Origin of the sequence: Flavobacterium commune, assembly GCF_001857965.1 — a bacterium.
GTDB classification, from domain to species: domain Bacteria; phylum Bacteroidota; class Bacteroidia; order Flavobacteriales; family Flavobacteriaceae; genus Flavobacterium; species Flavobacterium commune.
In genome coordinates, this window is record NZ_CP017774.1 from 2,562,467 (window position 1) to 2,574,798 (window position 12,332).

Consider the following 12,332-nt stretch of genomic DNA (forward strand, 5'->3'; position numbering starts at 1 on the left):
CTTCGAGTTTAGTTTCTCGAAGCTTTTTTTTAGTTTTCCATATTTCCACCAGCAGGTCTGTCGTCACCCATTCCGCCACCTTGTCTGTCACCCATTCTTTGCTGCATTCTTTCTCTCATTTTGTCCTGGCTGCTTTTCCATTTTGTTAGTTGCTCCGGAGTTAAAATAGCTTTCATTTTATCTTCCATTGCTTTTCTTTGAGCCTCCATATTTTCTCTGCCCTGACCTTGGTTGTTTTGTCTGTTAGCTCTTTGGGCAGCTTGCTCAGCATAAAGTTGTTTTAGCTGTTCCTGTTGTTTTGCATCCAGATTCAATTCCTTAGTCATTCTTGCGATACGTTGTTCTGAGCGCTGTTCCGGAGTCATTCTTTCCATGTTGGCTCTCTGTGGTCTGTCGTTGTTTTCCTGAGCAAAACTTGATACTCCAACAACCAATAATGCGGCAATAATTAGTTTTTTCATTTCTTTTTTGATTTATGTTAAAAGTTATAGCAGTAAGATAATAAAAAGAACAAAAGGTTTAATTATTCATAAAAAAATATTGAATGTCTTTTTTAATCCTAAAACTGAACTAGGATTTTTTTTTAACAAATGAAGCCGATTCAAATTTTACAAAGCCACCACGATTTTCATGTCTTTCAATAGATTGGGTAACAATCAAATATCCTATAGTAATCATATTTAATAATTCGTAATACGAAGTGTTGATTTGATGTGTTTTACTAATCGCTTCTATTTCTTGTTTCCAATTCAATAGTTGTTCTTTAGCTTTAATTAAATCAGAGTCGTATCTAACAATACCCGCATTTTGTCTCATTAAATGCTGAAGATTTGCTTTTAAATTTGTCAAATAGTTAGCATCAATTTCCGGTTTTTCAGTAGCTACTGTTTCCTGAATATCCTTCTTTATTGTTCTGATCTCTAAATTAGGATCGGCCAGATATTCGTAAATTCTACTCGAATAAACTAATGCTTCTAACAATGAGTTAGATGCTAGTCGGTTAGCTCCGTGTAAGCCGGTTTGTGAACATTCGCCACAGGCAAATAAATTGTTTACTGATGTTTTTCCGTCAGTGTCAACAACAATTCCGCCACAAATATAATGTTGAGCAGGAACTACAGGAATCCAGTCTTTTTCTATGTCAATTCCTGCCTTTAGGCAATGATTGTAAATCATTGGGAAATGCTTTTTGAAAGCTTCTATATCCAGATGAGTGCAATCTAAATATACGCAATCGTCACCTGATTTTTTTAGTTCCAAATCAATACTTTGGGATACAATATCTCTGGATGCCAATTCTTCTCTGGAATCATAATCAATCATAAAACGATGTCCTTTTTTGGTGCGTAAATAAGCACCAAAACCTCGAACTGCCTCAGAAATTAAAAATTTGGAACCGGTAGATGTATCATAAAAAGCGGTAGGATGGAATTGGATGAATTCCATTTCTTTAATATTGGCATGAGCACGATAGGCCATGGCAATTCCGTCTCCGGTTGCTATTACAGGATTGGTAGTGTGTCCGTAAAGATGACCAATTCCGCCGGTAGCCAACAGCGTAATATCGGATAGGTAAGTGCTTATTTGTTTTGTTTTTTCGTCCAAAACAATAGCTCCTAAGCAGCAGTTGTCAGCGGTAATTAAATCGGCTGCAAAATGATGATCTAAAACGGTGATGTTGTCTTTTTGATACACCTGCATCAAAATAGCGCGTTCTATCTCATGACCGGTTTGGTCTTTATGGTGTACGACACGGTTTTCTGAATGTCCGCCTTCTTTACCTAAATTTAGATTGCCATCAGAGTTTTTGTCAAATTTGGCTCCCCATTCAATTAATTCTTTTAATCGCTTTGGACCTTCGGTAACAACCATTTTTACGACAGCTTCATCACATAATCCATCTCCACAAATCAAAGTGTCTTCTATATGTTTTTGGTATGAATCTTCATTTTTATCAGTAACAATGGCTATACCACCCTGGGCATATTTGGTATTTGATTCGTCAGCATTTGCCTTGGTTACAATGGTTATCTTTTTGTTCGGAAATTGCTCTGCTATTCGAAGGGCAAATGTCAAACCGGCAACACCAGAACCGATAATCAGGTAATTGGTATTTGTCATTATTTTGATAATTCAAGCATTCTCTCAATTGGAATTAATGCTTTTTGGATAATGTCTTCGGCTACGTGAACTTCAGGACTTTCATTTACTAAGCAATCATATACTTTTTGTAAAGTATTCATTTTCATGTAACCACATTCACTGCAGGCGCAAGTATTGTCTTCTTTTGCAGGAGCCGGAATTAAGATTTTATCAGGTACTTCCTGTTGCATTTTGTGTAAAATACCAAATTCAGTAGCTACAATAAATTTATTGTTAGGATTGTTTTTTACATAATCAATCATTCCTGAAGTCGAACCAATATAGCTGGCAGTAGCTAAAATATGAGTTTCAGATTCCGGGTGTGCAATGATTTTTGCATCTGGATGTTGCTTGTGCAATTCGATTAATTTATCCAATGAAAAGGCTTCGTGAACTACGCAGGAACCATCCCAAAGTAACATATCGCGCCCTGTTTTGCTCATCACATATTTTCCTAAATTCTTGTCCGGAGCAAAGATGATTGGTTTGTCTTTAGGAATCGATTCTACAATTTTCACTGCATTTGCTGAAGTAACCACAATGTCAGTCAGTGCTTTTACTTCGGCCGAACAATTCACATAAGTTATAACCGTATGGTCAGGATGTTGATCGATGAAGTTTTTAAATAAATCCGGAGGACAGGATTCTGCCAATGAACATCCTGCATTCAAATCAGGAAGGATTACTTTTTTGTTTGGATTTAAAATCTTAGCTGTTTCAGCCATAAAATGGACTCCTGCAAAAAGAATAATATCGGCATCCACTTTCATCGCTTCTTGTGATAATCCCAAGCTGTCCCCTACATAATCCGCTATGTCCTGAATATCATTTTCCTGATAATAATGCGCTAAAAGAACCGCATTTTTCTCTTTTTTTAATTGTAATATTCGTTCTTTTAGATCTTTTATTTTGTTTGTATCCATTTTAATATTGATAACAAGTGTTTAATTGTAATATGTTGTTGTTTGTTGTTTTGTTTTTGTAAAGCTAATTTATTTAAAAAGTTAATACCTTAAAAAAGTATCTCCTGATTTAATTCCGATTGCCAATTCTTCTAAATTAGTATTCTCTAACATAAAAGCCAATTCATTTCGGATAGATTTGAATTTCTCATGTACCGGACAAGGGTGTGTTTCTGAGCAATGGCTTAAGCCTAAACCACATCCTGTAAAAACAGAATCACCTTCGAGTGCAGTTACAATCTGAGACAATTTTATCTGACTCATTTTTTCTTTTGGAATTTCAAATCCACCACCCACACCTTTGATAGAATTGATAATATTGTTTTTAGATAAAATCTGTAAAATCTTGGCAGTAAAAGCCTCGGGAGAATCTATCTTTTTGGCAATATCTTTTAGACCGGATCTATTATTTTGATAAGATTCGGATGCAATAAAAATAGTCGCTCGAATCCCATATTCGCAGGTTTTAGAGAACATAATTAGTTTTTTACAAATTTATAGAAAATAAGCGTTATTATTCGACTCAATTTTCAGTATTTATGTGATTTAATTATGCCTTTAAAAAGGCTAAAAATAAGCATTAAAATAGCTACAGGTAAGAAAATGCTAGTAAAAAATAGGTTTTGGAAATACATAGGGAATTGTCCTTTCTCTAAAAAGAGATAAATGCCTTGTCCAAATAACAGCAATTCGGTTAGTACAAAACCAAAAATAAATAGTTTTATTCCCCAATTGGATAATTTTTTCTGTCCGTTTAAAAAAGAATTTTTTAATAGGAAAGCAAACAAAAAACTGCTGATAATCCCTAACATAGTCAGGTGAATATAACCAATTACAAAATTTCGAATTTGATGTGAAATTTGAGCCAATTCAGGAATTAAAACCACTAATTGAATAACAATTTTTAAGAATAATGAAGTTAAAGCAAAACCATAAAGTAATTTTTCAATAGCTTTTAAAGCGGTGTAGAAAGTTTGAAAATATGGTCGGATTATTTGAATAAAAATAATAAAAGAAAGCAGTTGCAATAGTACTCCTATGCTGTTTATCCAATGAAAAACAGGATTAGAAAGATACCAACTTACCGGTAAAGCCAAAGTGAAAATGGTGGCTGTGACTAACAATTTGTAGCATAATCGAAATTGCTTTTCGTTGATATTTGCTTTTAATTGATGAAAAAACAAGGCTAAAATGGCAAAAAGAAACCAACCGTTGAATTGGAAATGCAGGAAGAACTGAATAGCAATTTGGTAAAAAGCACTGGCTTTACCAAGCAATCCAACTGCCGGTCCCAAACACCAAACCCCCAGAGTCGATAAAATCATGAAAAATAATGCGGTTCGCAATAATAGCTTTTCCGGAAGCGAATCGGTATGGGCGTCTTTCCATACCAATCGGCAGAAATAATAACTGCAAAAAATATGAAGTGTAGAAAATGCAATCGAAAAGAAAGCATATCCTTCAACAGGAAAACGAAACATCATGCCAATAACGGCTATTTCAGTTAGCCAAAATAATCGGTTGTAAACGGGTTTTTGTTGTGTTGTTTTTGGAATAAAAAAATGAACAATCAAACTGTAAATCATCAGATAAACCCAGCCTAGCATGGCAACATGAGAATGTCCGTGTAATAAAAACTGATAATTTATAATTTCAACAGGGAATACATAGAGCAACCGAAGCAGCAATCCCATGAATGCTGCAATAAAGAAATTGAAAAAGCAGGTTAAAAGCCAAGATTTTTGCATAGTTATCCTCTAAAATAAATATTGCCTATTGGTGTAGCAATTTTTAAAAACCTCCAAATCGTATGAATGATCCAAAAATAAGCATTAAAACACCAATTGTTGTCACCGATACAATATGAAAAATCATTTCGGATAAGTGAGTGGAATCATTTTTTAATCTTGGTATCACTCTAAATTGTGCGCTTAATGCAAAGGCTACGGTTAGCAATAATAAAATCAATTTTGAAGAGACAACTTTCTCAATGGGTGAAGCAAATTGAAACCAAAAATGGATGCTCACACCGTATTTGTAAGCTATCATAATGCCGGTAGTTACTAAGAAAAAGAGCGAAGTCATTCCTACTGCCTCGTATTTCCTTTCGTAATTTAAAATGATTTTGGGGTCTTTTTCCCTGAATGCCTGAGGTAAATAGGCAAAACAAAGTAATAAATGTCCGCCAACCCATATTGCGGCACTTAAGAGATGAATGATTAATAGCAGATGATGATTCATTTTTTCAGAAATTATTTTCTAATACAAACTTTAATTTTCGAAGTAGAGAGTTTTTGGCTGTCTAATTCCCGGAACGAATGTCCTAATTTGGCCAAGGTTTTTACATCATTTACAAAATACTGGATGTAATAATTCCCAGAATATTTTTTATTTTCTAAATACGCAATCATTAGTTGAATGTCTTTTTCTCTAATTAATTCTGAATGAACAGTGGTACGAACCTCGAACGGAAGCTGGTTTTCCAGCAATAAATGTAAGGACTTTTCAAAAGCAGAAAAAAGTGTGGATTGGGTTATTTTTTCAAAGTGCTCGGGCAGAGCCTTAAAATCTAAAGCTACATAATCAATTAATTGGTTTTCGATTAGTGTTTTTAAGACTTTGGGTTGGGAACCATTAGTGTCGATTTTGACCAGAAAGCCCATTTTTTTGACTTCAGCAATTAATTCTATGATGTTTTTATGCAGCAAACATTCGCCTCCGCTGAAAACCACTCCGTCTAATAAAATTTTTCGGGAGCGAAGAAAGCCAAGTGCTTTTTCGAAAGAAATACTTCCTTTTCCCAATACAATTTCCGGGTTGTAGCAGTAGAGACAACGCATATTACAGCCTGCAAACCAAAGGATACAGGCTGATTGATGCGCATAATCTAATAACGTAAAAGGGGTTATGCTGTAAATAGGGGTGCTAACATTTTTCTTCATTGAAATGAGTGCGTTGTTTGTGCTCGCCTTTTTTACCAATGTTGAAACTCTCTACAGGTCGGTGGTAGCCCATAACGCGGGTGTACACTAAGCATTTGGTTCTTAAATGCTGTTTTTCTTCTAAAATGGGATTAGTGGCTGTTTTCATATTTTGTGGAGTTATGAGTTATGTGTTAAAAGTTATGAGTAAAGAGTTGGTTACCAATTTTCGATAGCTGATACTTAACTCTTAATTTTTTTCTATTAATAAAAGATCATCACATTTTGGACAATATTCGTGTTCGCCATTCAAATAGCCATGTACCGGGCACACACTAAATACTGGCGTTACGGTGATGTAAGGCAATTTGAAATTGCTAATCACTTTCTTGACAAATTTTTTACAGGCTTCGGGCGAACTGATTCTTTCGCTCATGTACAAGTGCAATACCGTTCCTCCGGTGTATTTGCATTGCAATTCGTCCTGAAGAAACAAGGCTTCAAAAGGATCTTCGGTGTGATTCACCGGAATTTGGGAACTGTTGGTATAATAGATGTTATTTTCCTGTCCTGCCTGATAAATATCGGTAAAGCGTTTCCGGTCTTCCTTGGCAAAACGATAGGTAGTTCCTTCGGCAGGAGTCGCTTCCAGATTGTATAAATTTCCGGTTTGTTCCTGAAATTCTCTCATTCGGTTGCGGATATGGTCTAATATTTCAGAAGCAAATGCAATTCCGGATGCGGTCGTGATATCGTTTTGGTTTTCAGTAAAATTGATAATCATTTCGTTCATCCCGTTTACCCCGATTGTTGAAAAATGATTTCTGAAATGAGGCAAATAACGTTTCGTATACGGATACAAACCACGGTCGTACATTTCCTGAATGAACACTCTTTTTTTCTCCAGAGTCGATTTCGAAATAGATAATAATCGGTCTAATTGTTTGAACAATTCGGTTTTGTTTCCTTTGTGTAAATACCCTAAACGCGCCATGTTGATGGTTACCACTCCAATGCTTCCGGTCATTTCGGCACTTCCAAAAAGTCCATTACCGCGTTTTAAGAGTTCGCGCAAATCCAGTTGCAAACGGCAGCACATAGAACGCACTGCATTGGGTTTATAAGCATTCGGATTTTCTTCTTTATTGCCATTTTCATCCAAAACATATTGGCTTCCGATAAAATTTTGGAAATAGGAAGATCCAATCTTGGCTGTATTTTCAAAAAGCAATTCGGTATTTTCGCCGTTCCAGTCAAATTCCTCGGTGATATTTACCGTTGGAATCGGGAACGTAAATGGTTGTCCATTGGCATCGCCTTCGGTCATTACGGTGTAATAAGCTTTGTTGATGAGGTTCATTTCGGGTTGAAAATGCTCGTAACGCAAATCGGTTAGTTTTAAGACCCCTCTTTCTTTCGCTCGAACCAAAAGATCATAATTAAAGTTTCCTTCAAAAAAATGCAAATCATTTTTCGTAGGAATCTGTGTTTTCAAATCTTCGGGCACGACCCAGTCCAAAGTGATATTGGTAAAAGGCGATTGTCCCCAACGGGCAGGCACATTCAGGTTGTAAACAAAACTGCGAACTGCTTTCAGCACATCATCAAACGATAAATTATCCTTGAAAACATAAGGCGCCAGATAGGTGTCAAACGAACTGAAAGCCTGCGCTCCAGCCCATTCGCTCTGTAAAATTCCAAGAAAATTAGCCATTTGTCCTAAAGCTTCCCTGAAATGTGAAGGCGCTTTGCTTTCCACGCGACCTCTCACGCCGTTAAAACCTTCGTTGAGTAATACGCGTAAACTCCAGCCGGCGCAATAGCCTGTCAAGCAGTCTAAATCGTGAATATGGATGTCACCATTGCGGTGTGCATAGCCTTCTTCTTTGGTATAAACTTTATCCAGCCAATAATTGGCAATGATTTTTCCCGCCACATTGTTGACCAAACCGGCATTAGAGTAGGAGGTATTCGCATTGGCATTGATGCGCCAATCGGTTTGTTCGATATATTCTTCGATAGTTTGGGTACTGTCTACATAAGTGGTGTCCTCATTAAGACCATCAATATGCTCGCGTTGCAGTTTACGGGTATGTCGAAACAACATAAACGAACGCATGACTTCAAAATAGTGTTTCTCGAAAAGCGTTTTTTCAATCAAATCCTGAATTTCCTCTACCGCCCAGGTTTCTTTGGTTTCCAGGCCTTGTAAAATGGTTTTGAAAATATTTTCATCAAATACTACATTGACACTGTTGAAACTTTTTTCAATGGCATCCTTTATTTTAAAACTCTCAAAGGGTTTGTATTCGCCGTTTCTTTTGATAACATATTTTTCCATAGCATTTGATGATTTTGATTTACTTATGAACGCATTCGCATTTAAAATTTTCACCACGAATTACACAAATAAACACAAACTACACCCCGTTTTAATTTCATGAATCTGTCAAAGGCAGATAGAAATTTGTGTTATTTGATTTTTAATTGATTAAGAATTAGTGACAATTGGTGAAATTCGTGTCCAACTTTTTTTTCAATGCGAACACTCTGTTTACTTATTTGGTTTTTATTATTGTTCTGAGAATTTTTTCTCCAATGCGACTGCTTTTGGGAACAAGATGTTATTTTCCAGATGGATGTGTTTGTGTAAATCCTGCTCGAATTCCTGAAGCATGGCAAAGGTTACTTTGTAGGTATTACAGGCATCTGCCGGCGGTGTATAATTATTGGTCAATTCGGCAATTTTGCGGAAACGCTCTCCTTCGGCATCGTGCTCGTGCATCATCATGGCAATCGGGTTTTCTACCGTCCCAAAATGTGGTTGCTGAATCAGTTCATCGCTAAGACTGGCTTTGACCAATTTTTTGATGAAAGGAAATAAAATCAGTTCTTCCTTTTTCATGTGTTGCGCCAGTTCCCCCGCACAGCCTATGAAAAGTTCGTTGATTTCAAACAGTTCCGGATGGCTTGCTCCATGCACTTTACATAGTTTGTCTAAGAAAGGAAGTAAAATCTGGGTTTTGTCTTCCACATAACGGTGATGGGTTTTCTCGATATAGTCCACCAATAAATCCATTGGCCAGGATTGGAAGTCGATGGTATTGTCGTTTTTTGTTGCCAAAACGGTGTTAATTTCATTCAAAATAGTTGCTGTATCTTGTCCTTTTTTCTCGGTAGCTTCTTCTATTGTTCTGTTTCCTTTGCAACAAAAATCAATTCCGTATTTTGAAAAAATAGCTGCTGTTCTAAAATCTTTTGCTACATATTCTCCAATTGTTGTTTTTTCTAATGTTTCCATAATTGTTGTTTTTAAGTTTAAAAATTAAATAATCTCTCTGTAAAAAGGATAAAATTGTCCTAAATTGATTTTCGTTAAGTTTTGTTTTTTAAATGATTTGTAATCAGTAAAATGAGCTTCGATTAGTTGCTCTTGTTTGTGACTGTAATTTTAGGAATAATAAAAAATATAGAATATGATTTAAATCATATTCTATATTTCATATCAATCTTTTCTTTGCAATATCAAATAAAGGATGTTTTTGTCTTTTATTTAAAAATATACATTTATTAACTAAAAAACTAATTAAGTATGCTTTCAAAATCACAGGCAAGAGCATTTTTTTTGGGTGGGACATTGGTCACTTTTTTAATCTTTATAGGATTGACCGTTTATTCCTTTATGCCCAGAAACGATCAAACAAACTACACTAAGATTGACAAAAAGGTAGTACGGGGAAAAGAACTTTGGGAAACCAACAACTGTATGGGATGTCATTCGATCATGGGAGAAGGAGGTTATTATGCTCCCGAATTGACAAAAGTAATCGACCGAAGAGGGGAAGGCTATGTCAAAGCAGCCTTAATGTCGCCGGTACCCTGGGCACCTAGTGGTCGAAAAATGGTAGCCTACCACATGAACGAAAAAGATGCTGATGCATTGGTCGCCTACTTTAAATGGGTTGGAAAAATAGATTTAAATGGTTTTGACCGTATCGTTTCACCTTTAGCCAAAGAAAATAATTAAAAATTATCCAGATATGAAATATAAATCACAAAAAGTCGCTTATTGGTTTTTTGCATTGTGTATGCTTTTGTTCTCTCTGCAAATTATCTATGGTTTTATCATGGGCTTCGACCGTATAGGAATACAAGGATTACATGACATTATTCCTTTTAATACGGCTCGTGCCGTACATACCAATTTGTTGGTGGTTTGGTTATTAACCGGTTTTATGGGAGCCGCCTATTACATTATTCCCGAAGAAGCCCAACGCGAATTAATCAGTGTCAAATGGGCGTACATTCAGCTCATATCCTTAGCGGTGGTAGGAGTTGTAGCCATTGTTGGCTTTCACTTCAACCATTGGGAAGGTAGAAAATTCTTGGAGATTCCCAGAGAATTGGACTTTCTGGTAGTGATTAATGTATTGCTTTTTCTGGGATTAATTCTGGGAACGCTATTCAAAGGAAAACGCCAGACAACCACAGCCTTAGTTTTATCCATGGGATTGTTGTTTGCCGCCTTATTGTACCTGCCGGGAATGATTTGGTTTGACAGTCAGGTAATGGATTCATTCTTCCGTTGGTGGGTAGTACATCTTTGGGTTGAAGGAGTTTGGGAGTTGATTATGGGAGGTATTCTTTCGTTCCTGTTAATCAAATTAACGGGTGTTGACCGAGAAGTAATCGAGAAATGGTTGTATGTAATTGTTGGTTTAACTTTCCTTTCCGGAGTGTTGGGAACAGGACATCACTATTATTTCATCGGGGTGAATAAAATTTGGTTAATCGTGGGGGGAATTTTCTCTGCCTTAGAACCTTTGGCTTTTCTGGCGATGGCATTGTTTGCCGTGAATATGTACCGTAAAGGCGAAAAAAGCCATCCAAACAAAATAGCCTTATTCTGGACCATTGGTGCTTCTATTGTTTCATTTATTGGTGCTGGTTTACTAGGGTTTGCACATACTTTGCCCCAAACTAATTTATACACACATGGAACATTGGTAACGGCTATGCACGGACATTATGCGTTTTGGGGTGCTTACGCCATGATTGTTCTTGCAATTATAAGCTATGCACTTCCTAATTTAACGGGTAGAAAACGCTACAATACTACACAAGGAAATACAGCATTTTGGTTGTCCAATGTTGGAATGCTTGGAATGACCGTAGCCTTTGGGGTTGCCGGTGTGGCACAGGTTTATTTGGAACGAAAAATGAAAATGGAATTTATGGCCGTTCAAAACGAAATCAGTATCCATTTTGTAGTACTGCTCATTTGCGCCACAATGTTTACCACTGGAATAAGCCTCTTTATTTATGATTTCTTTAAATATGGCCGTCCTTCGGATGAAGCCATAGAACTAAAATAACTAACCGAATCCCTTTTTTTTTACCGGAACGATAACGAGCGTTTTTTAGAACTGCATTTCCAGAAAGACAATGGTTTGACGTTCCGGTTTTTTTCTAAAATTTTAAAAATATGTTAGTAGAAACTTTAATAGATACGCCCTATTATCATGCTGTTGGCAAAGAAATAGACGTTTTTAACCAAGCCTATAAAAACAAAATTCCTTTTTTATTAAAAGGGCCAACCGGAACCGGAAAATCCCGTTTTGTGGAATTTATGGCGCATCAACTGGATAAAAAAATCATCACTATCAGCTGTCATGAAGAAACCTCTTCTACGGATTTAATCGGTAGGTTTATCATCAAAGGAGCCGAAACCGTCTGGTTGGACGGTCCGTTGACCACTGCCGTAAAAGAAGGGGCGATTATCTATCTGGATGAAATAGCCGAAGCCCGTCCCGATGTGATTGTCGCTATTCACTCCCTGACCGATCATAGACGCGAATTGTTTATTGATAAACTGGGAGAAACGGTGAAAGCACACGAGGATTTTATGTTGGTGGCTTCCTTCAATCCGGGTTATCAAAGAGGTTTTAAAGAACTGAAACCTTCCACACGCCAACGTTTTATTGCGGTGTCGTTTGATTATCCCGAACCCAAAATCGAAACCGAGATTTTGGTTAATGAAACCGATATCGATACGGATACGGCTAAAAAACTGGTGGCCATTGGAAATAAAATCCGAAACCTGACCGAATTAGGATTGACGGAAACGGTTTCTACACGACTGTTGGTAGATGCCGCAAAAATCATCCACAGCGGATTACCCAAACGTTTGTCTGTTCATGTGGCAATTGTAGAACCCCTGACAGATGACTTACAAACACTGGAAGCACTCAAAGATTTGTGCAATTTGATGATATGAAAAAGTGTTGATAGTTTGTTGTTTATAGTT

The 12,332-nt window shown here is 36.6% G+C and carries 13 protein-coding genes; 3 read left to right on the plus strand and 10 right to left on the minus strand.

Going from position 1 to position 12,332, the window contains the following annotated elements; genetic code table 11:
* Nucleotides 1–29: 29 nt before the first annotated feature.
* The 10 genes from BIW12_RS10715 to ric all read right to left on the minus strand — a co-directional run bounded on the left by BIW12_RS10715 (nt 30) and on the right by ric (nt 9,326).
* Entirely contained in the window at nt 30–461 is a 432-nt protein-coding gene (locus tag BIW12_RS10715; protein ID WP_071185105.1) for a hypothetical protein, read from the minus strand.
* Nucleotides 462–570: 109 nt separating this feature from the next.
* Nucleotides 571–2,121, minus strand: a complete 1,551-nt coding sequence (nadB, locus tag BIW12_RS10720; protein ID WP_071185106.1) for an L-aspartate oxidase — start codon at nt 2,119–2,121, stop codon at nt 571–573.
* Nucleotides 2,121–3,065 carry a quinolinate synthase NadA gene (gene nadA / locus BIW12_RS10725; RefSeq protein WP_071185107.1) on the minus strand — a complete coding sequence of 315 codons (945 nt, stop codon included), beginning with the start codon at nt 3,063–3,065 and terminating at the stop codon, nt 2,121–2,123. Before nadA ends, nadB begins: the two co-directional genes overlap by 1 nt.
* A gap of 81 nt (nt 3,066–3,146) precedes the next feature.
* Entirely contained in the window at nt 3,147–3,581 is a 435-nt protein-coding gene (locus BIW12_RS10730) for an RrF2 family transcriptional regulator (protein ID WP_071185108.1), read from the minus strand.
* Nucleotides 3,582–3,634: 53 nt separating this feature from the next.
* A complete protein-coding gene (locus BIW12_RS10735; RefSeq protein WP_071185109.1) occupies nt 3,635–4,852 on the minus strand; it encodes a hypothetical protein in 1,218 nt (405 codons plus the stop codon).
* A gap of 43 nt (nt 4,853–4,895) precedes the next feature.
* The gene (locus tag BIW12_RS10740) at nt 4,896–5,345 is read right to left on the minus strand and encodes a CopD family protein (protein WP_071185110.1); all 450 of its coding nucleotides are present in this window, start codon (nt 5,343–5,345) and stop codon (nt 4,896–4,898) included.
* A gap of 11 nt (nt 5,346–5,356) precedes the next feature.
* A complete protein-coding gene (locus BIW12_RS10745) occupies nt 5,357–6,046 on the minus strand; it encodes an anaerobic ribonucleoside-triphosphate reductase activating protein (protein WP_071185111.1) in 690 nt (229 codons plus the stop codon).
* Complete coding sequence (gene nrdD, locus BIW12_RS16350; protein ID WP_128194331.1) at nt 6,030–6,194, minus strand: anaerobic ribonucleoside-triphosphate reductase; 165 nt, start codon at nt 6,192–6,194, stop codon at nt 6,030–6,032. Before nrdD ends, BIW12_RS10745 begins: the two co-directional genes overlap by 17 nt.
* 81 nt (nt 6,195–6,275) lie before the next feature.
* Nucleotides 6,276–8,366, minus strand: a complete 2,091-nt coding sequence (locus tag BIW12_RS10750) for a ribonucleoside triphosphate reductase (RefSeq protein ID WP_071186333.1) — start codon at nt 8,364–8,366, stop codon at nt 6,276–6,278.
* A 231-nt stretch (nt 8,367–8,597) separates the two neighbouring features.
* The gene (ric, locus tag BIW12_RS10755; RefSeq protein ID WP_071185112.1) at nt 8,598–9,326 is read right to left on the minus strand and encodes an iron-sulfur cluster repair di-iron protein; all 729 of its coding nucleotides are present in this window, start codon (nt 9,324–9,326) and stop codon (nt 8,598–8,600) included.
* A 291-nt stretch (nt 9,327–9,617) separates the two neighbouring features.
* Between ric and BIW12_RS10760 the strand changes: the two genes are divergently transcribed.
* The 3 genes from BIW12_RS10760 to BIW12_RS10770 all read left to right on the plus strand — a co-directional run bounded on the left by BIW12_RS10760 (nt 9,618) and on the right by BIW12_RS10770 (nt 12,302).
* Complete coding sequence (locus BIW12_RS10760; RefSeq protein WP_071185113.1) at nt 9,618–10,052, plus strand: c-type cytochrome; 435 nt, start codon at nt 9,618–9,620, stop codon at nt 10,050–10,052.
* Between the two features lie 13 nt (nt 10,053–10,065).
* Nucleotides 10,066–11,400 carry a cbb3-type cytochrome c oxidase subunit I gene (locus tag BIW12_RS10765; RefSeq protein WP_071185114.1) on the plus strand — a complete coding sequence of 445 codons (1,335 nt, stop codon included), beginning with the start codon at nt 10,066–10,068 and terminating at the stop codon, nt 11,398–11,400.
* 110 nt (nt 11,401–11,510) lie between these two features.
* Nucleotides 11,511–12,302 carry a CbbQ/NirQ/NorQ/GpvN family protein gene (locus BIW12_RS10770; RefSeq protein WP_071185115.1) on the plus strand — a complete coding sequence of 264 codons (792 nt, stop codon included), beginning with the start codon at nt 11,511–11,513 and terminating at the stop codon, nt 12,300–12,302.
* The last annotated feature ends 30 nt before the right edge of the window (nt 12,303–12,332 follow it).